Source organism: Streptomyces sp. NBC_01257 (assembly GCF_035917255.1).
Taxonomy (GTDB): Bacteria; Actinomycetota; Actinomycetes; order Streptomycetales; family Streptomycetaceae; genus Streptomyces.
This window is the reverse complement of the sequence record NZ_CP108472.1, coordinates 1,632,095-1,649,862: the sequence shown is the minus strand read 5'-3', so window position 1 is coordinate 1,649,862 and position 17,768 is coordinate 1,632,095. Positions and strand designations below refer to the sequence as shown.

The 17,768-nt window shown below is 65.3% G+C and carries 12 protein-coding genes and 3 rRNA genes; 13 read left to right on the top strand and 2 right to left on the bottom strand.

Features of this window, described 5'->3' with window-relative positions:
• Positions 1-8: 8 nt before the first annotated feature.
• Positions 9-926, top strand: a complete 918-nt coding sequence (locus OG408_RS06665; protein ID WP_266776368.1) for a hypothetical protein — start codon at positions 9-11, stop codon at positions 924-926.
• Positions 927-1,010: 84 nt separating this feature from the next.
• Here OG408_RS06665 and ptsP read toward each other — a convergent pair whose 3' ends face one another.
• Both ptsP and OG408_RS06655 read right to left on the bottom strand, forming a co-directional pair.
• Positions 1,011-2,681 carry a phosphoenolpyruvate--protein phosphotransferase gene (gene ptsP, locus OG408_RS06660; protein ID WP_266776366.1) on the bottom strand — a complete coding sequence of 557 codons (1,671 nt, stop codon included), beginning with the start codon at positions 2,679-2,681 and terminating at the stop codon, positions 1,011-1,013.
• Positions 2,682-2,757: 76 nt separating this feature from the next.
• Positions 2,758-3,207, bottom strand: a complete 450-nt coding sequence (locus OG408_RS06655; RefSeq protein ID WP_266776364.1) for a PTS sugar transporter subunit IIA — start codon at positions 3,205-3,207, stop codon at positions 2,758-2,760.
• A 698-nt stretch (positions 3,208-3,905) separates the two neighbouring features.
• Here OG408_RS06655 and OG408_RS06650 point away from each other — a divergent pair.
• The 12 genes from OG408_RS06650 to OG408_RS06595 all read left to right on the top strand — a co-directional run bounded on the left by OG408_RS06650 (position 3,906) and on the right by OG408_RS06595 (position 17,701).
• Positions 3,906-5,431, top strand: a 16S ribosomal RNA gene (locus tag OG408_RS06650).
• Between the two features lie 298 nt (positions 5,432-5,729).
• Positions 5,730-8,854, top strand: a 23S ribosomal RNA gene (locus tag OG408_RS06645).
• Between the two features lie 79 nt (positions 8,855-8,933).
• A 5S ribosomal RNA gene (gene rrf, locus OG408_RS06640) occupies positions 8,934-9,050 on the top strand.
• The 16S, 23S and 5S rRNA genes sit together here, the layout of an rRNA operon.
• Positions 9,051-9,203: 153 nt before the next feature.
• The gene (locus OG408_RS06635) at positions 9,204-9,812 is read left to right on the top strand and encodes a CDP-alcohol phosphatidyltransferase family protein (RefSeq protein ID WP_266776362.1); all 609 of its coding nucleotides are present in this window, start codon (positions 9,204-9,206) and stop codon (positions 9,810-9,812) included.
• A gap of 113 nt (positions 9,813-9,925) precedes the next feature.
• A complete protein-coding gene (locus OG408_RS06630) occupies positions 9,926-12,421 on the top strand; it encodes a mannose-1-phosphate guanyltransferase (protein ID WP_266776360.1) in 2,496 nt (831 codons plus the stop codon).
• A gap of 153 nt (positions 12,422-12,574) precedes the next feature.
• A complete protein-coding gene (locus OG408_RS06625; protein ID WP_285574403.1) occupies positions 12,575-13,498 on the top strand; it encodes a DUF881 domain-containing protein in 924 nt (307 codons plus the stop codon).
• Positions 13,495-13,827, top strand: a complete 333-nt coding sequence (locus OG408_RS06620; protein ID WP_003970459.1) for a small basic family protein — start codon at positions 13,495-13,497, stop codon at positions 13,825-13,827. Before OG408_RS06625 ends, OG408_RS06620 begins: the two co-directional genes overlap by 4 nt.
• A gap of 5 nt (positions 13,828-13,832) precedes the next feature.
• Entirely contained in the window at positions 13,833-14,621 is a 789-nt protein-coding gene (locus tag OG408_RS06615; protein WP_405402249.1) for a DUF881 domain-containing protein, read from the top strand.
• A gap of 190 nt (positions 14,622-14,811) precedes the next feature.
• Positions 14,812-15,600, top strand: coding sequence for an FHA domain-containing protein (locus OG408_RS06610; RefSeq protein ID WP_266776354.1), 789 nt, complete (start codon positions 14,812-14,814; stop codon positions 15,598-15,600).
• A 46-nt stretch (positions 15,601-15,646) separates the two neighbouring features.
• Positions 15,647-16,390 carry a transcriptional regulator FtsR gene (gene ftsR, locus OG408_RS06605; protein ID WP_285574368.1) on the top strand — a complete coding sequence of 248 codons (744 nt, stop codon included), beginning with the start codon at positions 15,647-15,649 and terminating at the stop codon, positions 16,388-16,390.
• A gap of 53 nt (positions 16,391-16,443) precedes the next feature.
• On the top strand, positions 16,444-16,917 hold the full coding sequence (locus OG408_RS06600) for a bifunctional nuclease family protein (protein ID WP_006123076.1): 474 nt from the start codon (positions 16,444-16,446) through the stop codon (positions 16,915-16,917).
• A gap of 166 nt (positions 16,918-17,083) precedes the next feature.
• A complete protein-coding gene (locus OG408_RS06595; RefSeq protein ID WP_266776350.1) occupies positions 17,084-17,701 on the top strand; it encodes a MerR family transcriptional regulator in 618 nt (205 codons plus the stop codon).
• Positions 17,702-17,768: the final 67 nt, after the last annotated feature.

Below are 17,768 nucleotides of genomic sequence, written 5' to 3'. Positions count from 1 at the left end.
GGGGAGTCATGGCGCAGACCAGGAACAGGCGGACCACCGTCCGCGGCCGGACCGGCACCACGATGCGACGCACGCTGCGCCGCGAAGCACCGAGCACCATCGGCCTCCTGACCGATGAACAGGACTTCGCGGCGATGCGGCGCTACCGCACCTTCACCTTCGACGACCACTCCGTCTACCTGCAGCAGGTGGAAGGCCTGCTCAAGGCATTCGCCGCACAGGGCATGCACACGACGGTCGCCCTCTTCGACCCGGAGGAGTACGCGGAGTACTGCGCGGAGTCGGGCATCGCCCCCGACAGCCCGGCCGGCCGCAGCCGGTTCACCGCGGAGATCGCGTCCTGCGGCGCCACCGTCGCCTACACCGGACAACCCATCGATACCCTGATCCCGCTCCTGGTCGCCCGGTCGGTACGGCGGGCCACTTGGGAGTACGCCACGATGCTCCTGGCCGGGCTCGGGGAGTGCGCCGACTGCGGACAGGACATCGGGCGCGCGGCCTTCGACCGGGCCTCCCACCTCCTGCTGCGCACCCTGGAGGCAGCAGGCCCCGGCACGCACCACCTGGTCTGCAGCACCCCCACGGAGAACGAGCAGCTGCTCGCCGCCCTGCACACCGAGCGCGGCGCCGGCGGACCGGCGCAGCTCGACTCGGCGGAAGGCGCCGAGTTCGTGACCGTGCTGGCCGTCGGCATCGCGCTGGAAAGCCATGGGGGAGTCGTGCTGCGGACAAGCGCCCCGGGAACGCCGGACCGCGTCCACGGCTGGCGCCTGACGGCCGGCGTTCTCGCCCCGCTCACCGCGGGCGAGGTCTTCAGCGCCTACTGCACCGACGCCGACACCGGTGAGCCCGTCTCCCCGGAGTCCGGCGTCGAATACTGCGCGGGCTTCGACATCGGCGCGGACGAACCGGAGACGCACCGCTGACAGCCGGAAGGGGCTCCCCGCCACGATCGGCGGGAAGCCCCTTCTCACGCAACGCCCGGACCGTGCAGGCCCTGCGCGCATGCCCTACTCGCCCGACAGCACCGCCTGCGCGGCGACCCGCGCCTCTTCGGCGGAGTCCGCCGCACGCGCGGCCGACGCGGCCCGCTCGCACTGGGCGAGCGTGTACTTCGCCAGCGTGGCGCGTACATAAGGAATGGACGCGGCACCCATCGACAACGACGTCACGCCCAGACCCGTCAGGACACAGGCGAGCAGCGGATCGGAGGCAGCCTCACCACAGACACCACAGCTCTTGCCCTCGGCCTTGGCGGCGTCGGCCGACATCGCGACCAGATCCAGCAACGCGGGCTGCCACGGGTCCTGAAGCCGGGACACCGCACCCACCTGACGGTCCGCGGCAAAGGTGTACTGCGCCAGGTCGTTGGTGCCCAGCGAGAGGAACTCCACCTCCTGCAGCACCGAGCGCGCCCGCAGCGCGGCCGACGGAATCTCGACCATGGCACCGAACTTGGCCTGCAGCCCGGCCGTACGGCACGCGTCGGCGAAGGCCTTGGCATCCGCCCGGTCCGCCACCATGGGTGCCATGACCTCGAGGTAGACCGGCAGCCCCTCGGACGCCTTCGCCAGTGCGGTCAGCTGGGTCTGCAGCACGTCGGGGTGATCCAGCAGGCTGCGCAGCCCGCGCACACCCAGCGCCGGGTTCGGCTCGTCCGCCGGCGTCAGGAAGTCCAGCGGCTTGTCCGCACCCGCGTCCAGCACCCGGACCACGACACGGCCTTCGGGGAACGCCTCAAGCACGGCGCGGTACGCCGCGATCTGCTTCTCCTCGGTCGGCGCCTGCTTGCTGTCGTCCAGGAAGAGGAACTCGGTACGGAAGAGACCGACACCCTCGGCACCCGCCTCGACGGCCGCCGGCACGTCGCCGGGCCCGCCGATGTTGGCGAGCAGCGGCACCTTGTGGCCGTCGGACGTCGCGCCGGGACCGGTCGACGCGGACAGCGCGGCCTTGCGCGCGGCGGCGGCGCTCTCCATCTCCGCGCGCTTCTCGGCGCTCGGCTCGACGAAGATCTCGCCGGTGCTGCCGTCCACGGCGATCACGGTTCCCTCGGCCAGCTCACCGGCGCCGGGGAGCGCCACCACGGCGGGCACACCGAGCGCCCGCGCCAGGATCGCGCTGTGGCTCGTCGGCCCGCCCTCCTCGGTGACGAAGCCGAGCACCAGCGTGGGGTCGAGCAGCGCCGTGTCGGCCGGGGCCAGGTCGCGCGCGATCAGCACATAGGGCTCGTCACTGTCCGGGACACCGGGCATCGGCACACCGAGCAGGCGCGCCACGATCCGGTTGCGCACGTCGTCGAGGTCGGCGACGCGGCCAGCCAGGTACTCGCCGGCGCCCGCCAGCAGCGCCCGGTAGGACGCGAACGCGTCGTACACACCGCGCTCGGCGGTGCTGCCGACCGCGATACGGCGGTCCACATCTGCCATGAGCTCGGGGTCCTGCGCCATCATGGCCTGGGCCTCCAGCACGTGCTGGGCCTCGCCACCGGCCAGGTTGCCGCGCGCGATGAGGTCGGCCGCCACAGCCTCCACGGCCTGCCGGGCCCGGCCCTGCTCGCGCTCGGCCTCCTCGGCCGGGATCTGCTTGGCCGGCGGTTCGAGCACTGCCGTGCCCATGTGCCGTACCTCGCCGATCGCCACACCGTGGCTGACGCCTACGCCTCGCAGCGTTGTCTGCATTTCACCCGTCTCCGGTTGTGCGGCGGCAGATGCCCCCGCGGTGGATATCCCGTTGGCTGTCACTGCGCCGAACGCGTTACTGCCAGCCGAACAGTGTGTCGCCGACCTTCACGTCGCCGTCCTCGATGACGTCGGACAGCGAATCGGCCGTCGCCTCCAGTGCCACGATGGGGCACACCGGCGACTTGCCGGCCGCCTCGACCGCGACCGGGTCCCAGCGGACGATTCCCTGGCCGCGCGTGACGGTGTCGCCCTTGTTCACGAGCAGCTCGAAGCCCTCGCCGTTGAGCTGGACCGTGTCGATACCGAGGTGGGTCAGCACTCCGTGCCCCTCGCCGTCCACGACCACGAAGGCGTGCGGGTGAAGGGAGACGACGATGCCGTCGACGGGCGAGACGGCCTCGGACGGCTCGCGCACGGGGTCGATGGCGGTACCGGGACCCACCATCGCACCGGAGAAGACCGGGTCGGGTACCGCAGCGAGCCCGATGGCGCGTCCGGCAAGAGGGGACGTCACAGTGGTCATGGGGGCCTCCCAGAGTGGAGCTTCAATGGCGCCGCCGCGGCTGGTAGGAGCACGGCGTACTGCTCAGCAGAGTAAGTCATAAGAAGTCCCGGTTCCGCCCGAGTCCTGGTGGTTCGAGGACCTAGGGGTGTACCGGAAACGATTTGCCTCGACTACCGGCAGCCTGTACTGTCGTACTCCTGCCTGGCCCCAACGCGACTTTGAGTCGGGGGTCGGCGGCGACTATTAAGCCCAGACCCTAACCCGAAATCGGGCACCCGCATGTCTGCGGGGGGCCGGTAAAGGGGAGCGGAAACGGCTGATAGAGTCGGACTCGCCGGAAAGGGAAACGCGAAAGCGAATTCCTCAGGGCGAGAAATTGCAAGACATGCGAGGCCCGCTTCGACCGGGAATCGGACACGAAAGAGTCTGATAGAGTCGGAAACGCAAGACCGAAGGGAAGCGCCCGGAGGAAAGCCCGAGAGGGTGAGTACAAAGGAAGCGTCCGTTCCTTGAGAACTCAACAGCGTGCCAAAAGTCAACGCCAGATATGTTGATACCCCGACCTGCTTCGGCAGGTTCGAGGTTCCTTTGAAAGTCCTAGCAGGTCTTTACCGGCCTGGTAGGCAATGAACACAGCGAGGACACAGTGAACGGTCGGTCTTATTCCGACCTGACCGTTCCGCTCTCGTGTGTGTCTACCCGATTACGGGAAAACATTCACGGAGAGTTTGATCCTGGCTCAGGACGAACGCTGGCGGCGTGCTTAACACATGCAAGTCGAACGATGAAGCCTTTCGGGGTGGATTAGTGGCGAACGGGTGAGTAACACGTGGGCAATCTGCCCTTCACTCTGGGACAAGCCCTGGAAACGGGGTCTAATACCGGATAATACTTTCTCTCTCATGGGGGAAGGTTAAAAGCTCCGGCGGTGAAGGATGAGCCCGCGGCCTATCAGCTAGTTGGTGGGGTAATGGCCTACCAAGGCGACGACGGGTAGCCGGCCTGAGAGGGCGACCGGCCACACTGGGACTGAGACACGGCCCAGACTCCTACGGGAGGCAGCAGTGGGGAATATTGCACAATGGGCGAAAGCCTGATGCAGCGACGCCGCGTGAGGGATGACGGCCTTCGGGTTGTAAACCTCTTTCAGCAGGGAAGAAGCGAAAGTGACGGTACCTGCAGAAGAAGCGCCGGCTAACTACGTGCCAGCAGCCGCGGTAATACGTAGGGCGCAAGCGTTGTCCGGAATTATTGGGCGTAAAGAGCTCGTAGGCGGCTTGTTGCGTCGGTTGTGAAAGCCCGGGGCTTAACCCCGGGTCTGCAGTCGATACGGGCAGGCTAGAGTGTGGTAGGGGAGATCGGAATTCCTGGTGTAGCGGTGAAATGCGCAGATATCAGGAGGAACACCGGTGGCGAAGGCGGATCTCTGGGCCATTACTGACGCTGAGGAGCGAAAGCGTGGGGAGCGAACAGGATTAGATACCCTGGTAGTCCACGCCGTAAACGTTGGGAACTAGGTGTTGGCGACATTCCACGTCGTCGGTGCCGCAGCTAACGCATTAAGTTCCCCGCCTGGGGAGTACGGCCGCAAGGCTAAAACTCAAAGGAATTGACGGGGGCCCGCACAAGCAGCGGAGCATGTGGCTTAATTCGACGCAACGCGAAGAACCTTACCAAGGCTTGACATCGCCCGGAAAGCCGTAGAGATACGGCCCCCCTTGTGGTCGGGTGACAGGTGGTGCATGGCTGTCGTCAGCTCGTGTCGTGAGATGTTGGGTTAAGTCCCGCAACGAGCGCAACCCTTGTTCTGTGTTGCCAGCATGCCCTTCGGGGTGATGGGGACTCACAGGAGACTGCCGGGGTCAACTCGGAGGAAGGTGGGGACGACGTCAAGTCATCATGCCCCTTATGTCTTGGGCTGCACACGTGCTACAATGGCCGGTACAATGAGCTGCGATGCCGCGAGGCGGAGCGAATCTCAAAAAGCCGGTCTCAGTTCGGATTGGGGTCTGCAACTCGACCCCATGAAGTCGGAGTTGCTAGTAATCGCAGATCAGCATTGCTGCGGTGAATACGTTCCCGGGCCTTGTACACACCGCCCGTCACGTCACGAAAGTCGGTAACACCCGAAGCCGGTGGCCCAACCCCTTGTGGGAGGGAGCTGTCGAAGGTGGGACTGGCGATTGGGACGAAGTCGTAACAAGGTAGCCGTACCGGAAGGTGCGGCTGGATCACCTCCTTTCTAAGGAGCATCTAGATTCCGCAAGGAATCCAGAGCCACTACGTCGACAAATGTTCGACGGTGGTTAGCTCATGGGTGGAACGTTGACTATTCGGCACGGTTGGCTGGTTTTCGTAAGTACTGCTTCGGCGTGGAACATGAAGACGGGTTGACTGTGTCGGGCACGCTGTTGGGTATCTGAAGGTACGGCCGTAATGGTCGTCCTTCGGTTGCCGGCCCCAGTGAACTCGCCTGTAAGGGTGGGGTGATGGGTGGCTGGTCGTTGTTTGAGAACTGCACAGTGGACGCGAGCATCTGTGGCCAAGTTTTTAAGGGCGCACGGTGGATGCCTTGGCACCAGGAACCGATGAAGGACGTGGGAGGCCACGATAGGCCCCGGGGAGCTGTCAACCAAGCTTTGATCCGGGGGTGTCCGAATGGGGAAACCCGGCAGTCGTCATGGGCTGTCACCCGCTGCTGAACACATAGGCAGTGTGGAGGGAACGAGGGGAAGTGAAACATCTCAGTACCCTCAGGAAGAGAAAACAACCGTGATTCCGGGAGTAGTGGCGAGCGAAACTGGATCAGGCCAAACCGTATGCGTGTGATACCCGGCAGGGGTTGCGCATGCGGGGTTGTGGGATCTCTTTTTCATAGTCTGCCGGCTGTGAGACGAGTCAGAAACCGTTGATGTAGGCGAAGGACATGCGAAAGGTCCGGCGTAGAGGGTAAGACCCCCGTAGCTGAAACATTAACGGCTCGTTTAAGAGACACCCAAGTAGCACGGGGCCCGAGAAATCCCGTGTGAATCTGGCGGGACCACCCGTTAAGCCTAAATATTCCCTGGTGACCGATAGCGGATAGTACCGTGAGGGAATGGTGAAAAGTACCGCGGGAGCGGAGTGAAATAGTACCTGAAACCGTGTGCCTACAAGCCGTGGGAGCGTCGCGCATCGAGTTTACTCGGTGCGTCGTGACTGCGTGCCTTTTGAAGAATGAGCCTGCGAGTTTGCGGTGTGTTGCGAGGTTAACCCGTGTGGGGAAGCCGTAGCGAAAGCGAGTCCGAATAGGGCGATTTAGTAGCGCGCTCAAGACCCGAAGCGGAGTGATCTAGCCATGGGCAGGTTGAAGCGGAGGTAAGACTTCGTGGAGGACCGAACCCACCAGGGTTGAAAACCTGGGGGATGACCTGTGGTTAGGGGTGAAAGGCCAATCAAACTCCGTGATAGCTGGTTCTCCCCGAAATGCATTTAGGTGCAGCGTCGTGTGTTTCTTGCCGGAGGTAGAGCACTGGATAGGCGATGGGCCCTACCGGGTTACTGACCTTAGCCAAACTCCGAATGCCGGTAAGTGAGAGCACGGCAGTGAGACTGTGGGGGATAAGCTCCATGGTCGAGAGGGAAACAGCCCAGAGCATCGACTAAGGCCCCTAAGCGTACGCTAAGTGGGAAAGGATGTGGAGTCGCAGAGACAACCAGGAGGTTGGCTTAGAAGCAGCCACCCTTGAAAGAGTGCGTAATAGCTCACTGGTCAAGTGATTCCGCGCCGACAATGTAGCGGGGCTCAAGCGTACCGCCGAAGTCGTGTCATTCCAGCATTAAGGGCCAACGCCTGCTGGGATGGGTAGGGGAGCGTCGTGTGCCGGGTGAAGCAGCCGCGGAAGCGAGTTGTGGACGGTTCACGAGTGAGAATGCAGGCATGAGTAGCGATACACACGTGAGAAACGTGTGCGCCGATTGACTAAGGGTTCCTGGGTCAAGCTGATCTGCCCAGGGTAAGTCGGGACCTAAGGCGAGGCCGACAGGCGTAGTCGATGGACAACCGGTTGATATTCCGGTACCCGCTTTGAAACGCCCAATACTGAATCAGGCGATGCTAAGTCCGTGAAGCCGGCCCGATCTCTTCGGAGTTGAGGGTAGTGGTGGAGCCGACGAACCAGACTTGTACTAGGTAAGCGATGGGGTGACGCAGGAAGGTAGTCCAGCCCGGGCGGTGGTAGTCCCGGGGTAAGGGTGTAGGCCGTGTGGTAGGTAAATCCGTCACACATTAAGGCTGAGACCTGATGCCGAGCCGATTGTGGTGAAGTGGATGATCCTATGCTGTCGAGAAAAGCCTCTAGCGAGTTTCATGGCGGCCCGTACCCTAAACCGACTCAGGTAGTCAGGTAGAGAATACCGAGGCGTTCGGGTGAACTATGGTTAAGGAACTCGGCAAAATGCCCCCGTAACTTCGGGAGAAGGGGGGCCATCACTGGTGAGGGAACTTGCTTCCTGAGCTGGGGGTGGCCGCAGAGACCAGCGAGAAGCGACTGTTTACTAAAAACACAGGTCCGTGCGAAGCCGTAAGGCGATGTATACGGACTGACGCCTGCCCGGTGCTGGAACGTTAAGGGGACCGGTTAGCTGACTTTCGGGTCGGCGAAGCTGAGAACTTAAGCGCCAGTAAACGGCGGTGGTAACTATAACCATCCTAAGGTAGCGAAATTCCTTGTCGGGTAAGTTCCGACCTGCACGAATGGCGTAACGACTTCTCGACTGTCTCAACCATAGGCCCGGTGAAATTGCACTACGAGTAAAGATGCTCGTTTCGCGCAGCAGGACGGAAAGACCCCGGGACCTTTACTATAGTTTGATATTGGTGTTCGGTTCGGCTTGTGTAGGATAGGTGGGAGACTTTGAAGCGGCCACGCCAGTGGTTGTGGAGTCGTCGTTGAAATACCACTCTGGTCGTGCTGGATGTCTAACCTGGGTCCGTGATCCGGATCAGGGACAGTGTCTGATGGGTAGTTTAACTGGGGCGGTTGCCTCCTAAAGAGTAACGGAGGCGCCCAAAGGTTCCCTCAGCCTGGTTGGCAATCAGGTGTTGAGTGTAAGTGCACAAGGGAGCTTGACTGTGAGACCGACGGGTCGAGCAGGGACGAAAGTCGGGACTAGTGATCCGGCAGTGGCTTGTGGAAGCGCTGTCGCTCAACGGATAAAAGGTACCCCGGGGATAACAGGCTGATCTTCCCCAAGAGTCCATATCGACGGGATGGTTTGGCACCTCGATGTCGGCTCGTCGCATCCTGGGGCTGGAGTCGGTCCCAAGGGTTGGGCTGTTCGCCCATTAAAGCGGTACGCGAGCTGGGTTTAGAACGTCGTGAGACAGTTCGGTCCCTATCCGCTGTGCGCGTAGGAATATTGAGAAGGGCTGTCCCTAGTACGAGAGGACCGGGACGGACGAACCTCTGGTGTGCCAGTTGTCCTGCCAAGGGCATGGCTGGTTGGCTACGTTCGGAAAGGATAACCGCTGAAAGCATCTAAGCGGGAAGCCTGCTTCGAGATGAGTATTCCCACCAACTTGATTGGTTAAGGCTCCCAGTAGACGACTGGGTTGATAGGCCAGATGTGGAAGCCCGGTAACGGGTGGAGCTGACTGGTACTAATAGGCCGAGGGCTTGTCCTCAGTTGCTCGCGTCCACTGTGTTAGTTCTGAAATAACGAACGGCCGTGTTTTGTTCCGGTGTTGGTTAATTTCATAGTGTTTCGGTGGTCATTGCGTTAGGGAAACGCCCGGTTACATTCCGAACCCGGAAGCTAAGCCTTTCAGCGCCGATGGTACTGCAGGGGGGACCCTGTGGGAGAGTAGGACGCCGCCGAACTCCTTTTAGAATGGTTGAGCCCCGTGCCCTTGTGGCACGGGGCTTTTCCGCGTTTACGGGCCCATGTTCCCGGTACCCCTGTGCATCCCCTGGCCAGGGCTGAGGGTAGGGTCAGGGGGCATCATTGGCACGTTCTTCACAGGAGGCCCCCGGGTGGAGGTCCAGGAGACCCGCGTTCAGACGGACCGGGTCCTCACCATCCCCAACATCCTGAGCATGGCTCGCCTCGTCGGCGTGCCTGTCTTCCTGTGGCTGATTCTCCGCCCCGAGTTCGGCGGGCCCCAGAGCGATGGCTGGGCGCTGCTGGTGCTGATGTTCAGCGGGGTCAGCGACTACCTCGACGGTAAGCTCGCCCGCCGATGGAATCAGATCAGCAGCCTCGGCCGGCTCCTTGACCCGGCTGCCGACCGTCTCTACATTCTTTCCACCCTGGTCGGCCTGACCTGGCGGGAGATCCTGCCGCTGTGGCTCACCGCCGCGCTCCTGGCCCGTGAACTGATGCTTCTCGTGATGGTGGGAATCCTCCGCCGTCACGGCTATCCGCCGCCCCAGGTGAACTTCCTGGGCAAGGCGGCCACGTTCAACCTGATGTACGCATTCCCCTTGTTGCTGCTCAGTGACGGAAGTGGTTGGCTGGCATCGCTGGCCACTGTTTTCGGATGGGCGTTCGCAGGATGGGGTACAACGCTCTACTGGTGGGCAGGGATCCTCTACGTGGTTCAGGTCCGCCGGCTGGTCAAGGCGGATGCAGTAGCCGATTGAGCTCGTTGATGCGGTGCCGTGCAACGTGGCCGGCCCGCGGCTGATGACACACATGCTGCCCCGACGGGCGAAGTCGGCTAGACCGTCGTCTCTTCAAGGAGGACGTTTCCGACATGAAGGCCGTTGTGATGGCAGGTGGTGAAGGCACACGCCTTCGCCCCATGACCTCAAGCATGCCCAAGCCGCTCCTGCCCGTAGCCAATCGGCCGATCATGGAGCATGTGCTTCGGCTGCTCAAGCGGCACGGGCTCAATGAGACGGTCGTGACCGTCCAGTTCCTGGCCTCCCTGGTGAAGAACTACTTCGGCGACGGCGAAGAGCTCGGAATGGAGCTCACCTACGCCAACGAGGAGAAGCCGCTCGGTACCGCGGGGAGTGTCAAGAATGCCGAAGAGGCATTGAAGGACGACACCTTCCTCGTCATTTCCGGTGACGCGCTCACCGACTTCGACCTCACCGACCTGATCGCCTTCCACAAGGAAAAGGGCGGCCTCGTCACGGTCTGTCTCACCCGTGTTCCCAATCCTCTGGAATTCGGAATCACGATCGTGGACGAAGCGGGTCAGGTCGAACGCTTCCTGGAGAAGCCCACCTGGGGACAGGTCTTCTCGGACACCGTGAACACGGGCATCTACGTGATGGAGCCCGAGGTCTTCAACTACGTCGAGGCCGATGTATCGGTCGACTGGTCCGGCGATGTCTTCCCGCAGCTCATGAAGGAGGGCAAGCCGATCTACGGCTATGTCGCCGAGGGCTACTGGGAGGACGTGGGCACGCACGAGAGCTATGTGAAGGCCCAGGCGGACGTGCTCGAGCGCAAGGTCGATGTCGAGCTCGACGGCTTCGAGATCTCCCCCGGCGTATGGGTGGCCGAAGGCGCCGAAGTGCATCCCGACGCCGTCCTGCGCGGGCCCCTGTACATCGGCGACTACGCCAAGGTCGAGGCCGGCGTCGAGATCCGGGAACACACGGTCATCGGGTCGAACGTCGTCGTGAAGAGCGGCGCCTTCCTCCACAAGGCCGTGGTCCACGACAACGTGTACATCGGCGATCACAGCAATCTGCGCGGCTGCGTGATCGGCAAGAACACCGACATCATGCGCGCGGCCCGGATCGAGGACGGCGCCGTCATCGGCGACGAATGCCTCGTCGGCGAGGAATCGATCATCCAGGGCAATGTCCGCGTCTACCCCTTCAAGACCATCGAGGCGGGCGCGTTCGTCAACACCTCGGTGATCTGGGAGTCGCGCGGGCAGGCTCACCTCTTCGGTGCGCGGGGCGTCTCCGGGATCCTGAACGTCGAGATCACGCCGGAGCTGGCCGTCAGGCTGGCCGGCGCGTACGCGACGACGCTCAAGAAGGGTTCGACGGTCACCACCGCACGTGACCACTCCCGTGGCGCCCGTGCGCTGAAGCGCGCGGTGATCTCCGCCCTGCAGGCCAGCGCCATCGACGTGCGCGACCTGGAGAACGTCCCCCTGCCGGTGGCACGTCAGCAGACCGCACGCGGCAGCGCGGGCGGCATCATGATCCGCACCTCGCCGGGCGTTCCCGACTCCGTCGACATCATGTTCTTCGACGAACGGGGAGCGGATCTCTCACAGGCCCGCCAGCGAAAGCTGGACCGGGTGTACGCACGACAGGAGTACCGCCGCGCCTTCCCCGGCGAGATCGGCGACCTCCACTTCCCGTCCAGCGTCTTCGACTCGTACACGGGATCCCTGCTGCGGAACGTGGACACCGCGGGGATCTCGGACGCCGGGCTGAAGGTCGTCGTCGACGCGTCCAACGGCAGCGCCGGGCTTGTGCTGCCCAGCCTGCTGGGGCGGCTCGGCGTCGATGCGCTGACCATCAACCCGGGCCTCGACGAGTCCCGGCCCACCGAGTCGGCCGAGACCAGGCGGTCCGGACTGGTGCGGCTCGGGGAGATCGTCTCCTCGGCCAGGGCCGCGTTCGGGGTGCGGTTCGACCCGGTCGGCGAGCGGCTCTCGCTCGTCGACGAGCGGGGACGGATCGTGGAGGACGACCGGGCTCTGCTGGTCATGCTCGACCTCGTCGCCGCCGAGCGTCGCAGCGGCCGGGTGGCGCTGCCCGTGACGACCACGCGTGTCGCCGAGCAGGTGGCCGCTTACCACGGCACCCAGGTCGAGTGGACGACGACGTCGCCCGACGACCTGACCCGGGTGGGGCGTGAGGAAGGCACCATCTTCGGCGGTGACGGGCGCGGCGGGTTCATCGTTCCCGAGTTCAGCAGCGTGTTCGACGGCTCCGCCGCGTTCGTACGGCTCATCGGGCTGGTGGCGAGGACGCAGCTGACGCTCAGCCAGATCGACGCGCGGATCCCGCGCGCCCATGTGCTGCGACGCGACGTGGCGACCCCCTGGGCCGTCAAGGGACTGGTCATGCGCCGGGTGGTCGAGGCCGCGGGGGACCGCAACGTCGACACGACGGACGGTGTACGGGTCGTCGAGGCGGACGGGCGCTGGGTGATGGTGCTGCCCGACCGGGCCGAGGCGGTCACCCATCTGTGGGCGGAAGGACCCGACGACGCCTCCGCTCAGGCGCTCCTGGACGAATGGTCCGCGATCGTCGACAGCGCAGGCGAATGACGTGACCGGGTGCCGGGGCGGGTGAGAGACCCCGCCCCGGCACCCGCACGCTTTCCGGTTCCCGCGGCGCTGCCGCCGGAACCGTTCGGCCTGCCCTCGCACATCGGTGGGGCCATTCGGTGGTAGCCGCCGCGACATGCGACGATGTGCGGCATGTCGCAGCAGCCCCCCGATCGGAGTACCTCCCCGCCGCCCGCGCGCCCGGACGCGTCCATGTCGCTGCTGACCAATGTGATGGACCACAGCCTGGACGACGGATACGCCGAGGCGGCGGCGCGTCGCAAGGCCGACGGACGCACGGGCATGCCCCGCACGGTCAAGGCGAAACTCGGTTTCGCGGCCTGCCTGGTGCTCGCCGCGCTGGTCGTGACCCTGGGTGCTGCGCAGGCGCGGGTCGCGGCGCCGGTCCTGGCCAAGGAGCGCGAGGAGCTCATCGACCGGATCGATGCGGAGACGGCCGCGGCCGACACCCTCGAGAAGCAGGTCGAGGAGGTCCGCGACGACGTGGGGAGGCGTCAGCGCAAGGCGCTGGAGCAGCACGGCGGTGACCAGGCCGAACTGGTGGCTCTGCTCTCCGGGGCGACGCCGGTGCACGGCCCCGGCGTGAAGCTCGTCGTCGACGACGCGAAGGACACCGACCAGGGCGGTGGCGGGCCGCGCGAGACCACCGGGTTCTCCGACACGGGACGGGTCAGGGACCGGGACATGCAGCGGGTCGTCAACGGCCTGTGGCAGTCCGGCGCCGAAGCCATCGCCATCAACGGGCAGCGGCTGACCGCCCTGTCGGCGATCCGCGCGGCGGGCGACGCCATACTGGTCGACAACAAACCGCTCGTGCCGCCGTACACGGTGCTCGCGGTGGGGGACGGGAAGAAGCTCAGCGCCGCCTTCCAGGACAGCGCCGACGGCCAGTACCTGCAGTCGCTGAAGGACACCTTCGACATCAGGACCAGCATCTCCGTCCAGGAGAAGGTCAGCCTCCCGGCGGCCCCGAGCCTGATCGTACGGACAGCAGAGCCTTACAAGGCCGCAGACACCGGCAGTGGTGCGGCACAGACAGGGAAGGGCACATCGTGATCGCCGTACTGGGCCTCGTCGTGGGAGTCGTGGTCGGACTGTTGGTCCGGCCCGAAGTGCCGGCGGTGGTCGAGCCCTACCTCCCGATCGCCGTCGTGGCCGCACTCGACGCTGTCTTCGGTGGCCTGCGGGCCATGCTCGACGGGATCTTCGTCGACAAGGTCTTCGTGGTCTCGTTCCTCTCGAACGTCGTCGTTGCCGCACTGATCGTCTTCCTGGGCGACAAGCTGGGAGTCGGAGCGCAGCTCTCCACCGGTGTGGTCGTCGTCCTCGGTATCCGCATCTTCTCCAACGCCGCCGCGATCCGCCGGCACGTCTTCCGGGCCTGACGCCGATGAGCAACGACGCATACGACGGCGGCCGGGACGAGACCGGCGAGAAGCCCGCGGACGCTCCCCAGGAGCTCACCGGGCGCCAGCGGCTGATGGCGGGGATCTGGCCGCCCCGGGTCACCCGTGCCCAACTCATCGTCGCGGTCCTGCTGTTCGTCCTCGGCCTCGGACTGGCCATCCAGGTGCGGTCCAACAGCGACAACAGTGCGCTGCGGGGCGCCCGGCAGGAGGACCTGGTCCGCATCCTCGACGAGGTGGACGACCGCACGCAGCGGCTGGAGGACGAGAAGCAGCGCCTCGACGACCAGCGCACGGAGCTGGAGAACAGCTCCGACCAGGCGGAGGAGGCGCGCAAGCAGACGGTGGAGAAGGAGCGCCAACTCGGCATCCTCGCGGGTACCGTAGCGGTCCACGGCCCCGGCATCACGCTCACGATCAACGATCCCGGAGACGCGGTGCAGGCGGACATGCTGCTCGACGCGCTCCAGGAGCTGCGGGCGGCGGGTGCCGAGGCGATCGAGGTCAACGGTGTGCGCGTGGTGGCCAACACGTACTTCTCCGGCGACGGAGGTGCCGTCAAGGTCGACGACCGCAAGATCTCCGCCCCGTACGTCTTCAAGGTCATCGGCAAGCCGCAGGATCTCGAACCGGCGCTGAACATCCCCGGCGGTGTGGTGCAGACGCTGGAGAAGGAGCAGGCCACCGTGCACGTGACGCAGTCCGACGACATTGTCGTGGACGCCTTGCGACCGGCGGAGCGGCCTGACTACGCTCGGTCGTCGGCGCAGTGAACCGGGGACGCGTGGACGTCGGGGGACACGGGCAGGAGGTTGCGGGGGGTCGCCGCATCGTAATGGTGGTGCGTGGTGGAAACTGTCGAGTGGATACGGACGTTGTGAAGATGTCCGGGTCGGCAGGTGTGTTCATTCAGGGTTCGTCCTGCCCCACGGGCGGGTCTGTTTCGGTCAAGGGGAATCGCCCGTGAAGTTGTTTGGGAAGTTGTTCGGCAAGAGCGCTCGCGATGAGGCCGCACGCCATCGCGCACCGCGCCATGGCCAGACCGAGGAGACGGGCGGCGAGCGCCCCCTCTTCCGGGACCAGGTGGCAGGTCCGGGGGGTGACAATTCGGGTGGTTCCGGCGCGTCGTCTGTTGACCCTGCCGGTCCCGGCCGCATAGGTTTCGGAGAACCGTCAACCTCAAGTACGGGTGGAGGGTTCGCCCCGAGGCAGGAGGCTTCGTCCATGCCGGTCTGTACGAGGTGCGGGCACCGCAACGCCGAGGCGAGCCGTTTCTGTTCCAACTGCGGTGCGCCGCTGCGGGGCGGAGTGCCCGAGCGTGCTTCGGAGACGACGTCGACCATCTCCATCTCGGGCCTGGAGGCCTACGAGGCGGAGGCGACCGGACAGACGTCCGTGCCGTCCCTCTCGCCCGAGGCCCAGGCGGCGGTGGACGCCCTGCCGCTCGGCTCGGCGCTGCTGGTCGTGCGACGGGGGCCGAACTCGGGCAGCCGCTTCCTTCTGGACAGCGAGCTGACCACGGCCGGCCGCCACCCGCAGAGCGACATCTTCCTCGACGACGTGACGGTGTCGCGTCGGCACGTGGAGTTCCGCCGGAGTCCCGACGGCAGCTTCACGGTGGGGGATGTCGGCAGTCTCAACGGCACCTACGTCAATCGTGAGCGCATCGACTCCGTCGCGCTGTCCAACGGCGACGAGGTGCAGATCGGCAAGTACCGGCTGGTCTTCTACGCGAGCCAGCGCGGCATCTGACCCGCCCCCTCCTGACTCCGTCGGGGGAGGGCCCCCAGGAAGGGCCATGCTGAGAACACCGACGGGCGGTGCCGGACACGGCACCGCCACCGCGGACGACCGCCCGATGAGCATCGGTACGGTGCTCCTCCAGCTGCGCGACGAGTTCCCCGAAGTCACCATCTCCAAGATCCGCTTCCTGGAGGCCGAGGGGCTCGTCGAGCCGCAGCGGACGCCTTCCGGTTACCGGAAGTTCCGCCGTGACGACGTCGAGCGGCTCGCTCAGGTGCTGCGCATGCAGCGGGACCACTATCTGCCGCTGAGGGTCATCCGGGAGCACCTGGACGCCCTCGCGCGGGGCGAACAGGTGACCCTGCCGTCCCCGGGCGGCGAGCGGGACCTGGCCGACGGCAGCTGGACGGGTGGGCCCAACCGGGTCACCGCGGCCCGTATCGGCCGTGCGGAGCTTCTCGCCGCCGCCGAGGTGACCGAGAGTGACCTCGACGCGTGGGAGTCGTACGGCCTGGTCGCACCGGCGGCCGAGGGCGGCTACGACGCCGAGACGGTCACCGTCGCCAGGCTTGTGGCGGATCTGGGGCGATTCGGTCTGGAACCGCGGCATCTGCGGGCGATGCGCGCGGCCGCGGACCGCGAGGCGGGGCTGATCGAACAGGTCGTCGCGCCCCTGCGCCGGCACCGGAATCCGCAGACCAGAGCGCATGCCGAGGCCACCGCGAAGGAGCTGGCGGAGCTCTCCGTCCGGCTGCATTCGGCCCTCGTGCAGACCGCTCTCCGGATCCGTCTCCACTGATCCGGGTGGAGCCCGACTACCCAAACCTGCCGAGCACGTCCTAGGGTTGCTGTGTGAACGAGCTCGACGTTGTGGGTGTCCGGGTGGAAATGCCCTCCAACCAACCGATCGTGCTCCTGCGTGAAGTGGGAGGCGACCGGTACCTCCCCATTTGGATCGGTCCTGGTGAGGCGACCGCGATCGCCTTCGCTCAGCAGGGCATGGCTCCGGCCAGGCCGCTGACCCATGATCTCTTCAAGGATGTGCTCGAGGCCGTCGGCCAGGAGCTCACCGAGGTCCGGATCACGGACCTCCGCGAAGGGGTTTTCTACGCGGAGCTGGTCTTCGCCAGCGGGGTCGAGGTGAGCGCGAGGCCTTCCGACGCCATAGCCCTGGCCCTGCGCACCGGTACGCCGATCTACGGCAGTGACGGGGTCCTCGACGATGCGGGGATCGCCATCCCCGACGAGCAGGAGGACGAGGTGGAGAAGTTCCGTGAGTTCCTCGACCAGATCTCGCCGGAGGACTTCGGTACGAACAGTCAGTGACGTCCTGAGGGGAGCCACCGGCGCATCCGACAAGCCTTTCCCGGTCGAGGGTCACGGGAAACCACCCTCAGGGTGATTATCACTCGGCGTGCCGAGTGTGGCGATCGTTGACGCACCCCGGGTGACTGCCTACCTTCGAGTGGGCAGGTCAAGGACGGAGGTCGGCGTGAGCAGCAGCGGCGACGGTACGGCAGCGGGCGGGCCGTATCCGCAGCAGGGGAGTACAGCCGGCCACACCATCAGGCAGCCGGCTGCGCCGGATGCGGTGGCGGGGGGCGGCATGACATCGGCCAACGACATCGGCTATCGCGGGCCGACGGCGTGCGCGGCGGCGGGGATCACCTACCGGCAGCTCGACTACTGGGCGCGCACGGGGCTGGTCGAACCGAGCGTCCGTCCGGCCTACGGGTCGGGCACACAGCGTCTCTACAGCTTCCGGGACGTCGTCCTGTTGAAGATCGTGAAGCGCTTCCTCGACACCGGGGTGGCGCTTCAGAACATCCGCACGACGGTCCAGCACCTGCGGGCCCGCGGATTCCAGGATCTCGAGCGCATGACGCTGATGAGCGACGGAGCGACGGTCTACGAGTGCTCCTCACCCGCCGAGGTGGTCGACCTGCTCCAAGGGGGACAGGGCGTCTTCGGCATCGCCGTAGGGGTGGTGTGGCGTGATGTGGACGCCGCGCTGTCGCAGCTGCACGGGGAGCGCGTGGACACCGGCGAGACCCTCGTCGGCAACAACCCCACCGACGAGCTCGCCCGCCGGCGCAATCGGGCGGGCTGAACCGGGTGACAACGGCGGCCACGCCCCGGAATCCGGGGCGTGGCCGCCGTTGCTACGCGGCGACTGT

What these genes read in the sequence shown, in the direction of transcription:
- OG408_RS06665 (WP_266776368.1), top strand. Translation starts at nt 9, where the DNA reads ATGGCGCAGACCAGGAACAGGCGGACCACCGTCCGCGGCCGGACCGGC.
- ptsP (WP_266776366.1), bottom strand. Translation starts at nt 2,681, where the DNA reads ATGCAGACAACGCTGCGAGGCGTAGGCGTCAGCCACGGTGTGGCGATC.
- OG408_RS06655 (WP_266776364.1), bottom strand. Translation starts at nt 3,207, where the DNA reads ATGACCACTGTGACGTCCCCTCTTGCCGGACGCGCCATCGGGCTCGCT.
- OG408_RS06630 (WP_266776360.1), top strand. Translation starts at nt 9,926, where the DNA reads ATGAAGGCCGTTGTGATGGCAGGTGGTGAAGGCACACGCCTTCGCCCC.
- OG408_RS06625 (WP_285574403.1), top strand. Translation starts at nt 12,575, where the DNA reads ATGTCGCAGCAGCCCCCCGATCGGAGTACCTCCCCGCCGCCCGCGCGC.
- OG408_RS06615 (WP_405402249.1), top strand. Translation starts at nt 13,833, where the DNA reads ATGAGCAACGACGCATACGACGGCGGCCGGGACGAGACCGGCGAGAAG.
- ftsR (WP_285574368.1), top strand. Translation starts at nt 15,647, where the DNA reads ATGCTGAGAACACCGACGGGCGGTGCCGGACACGGCACCGCCACCGCG.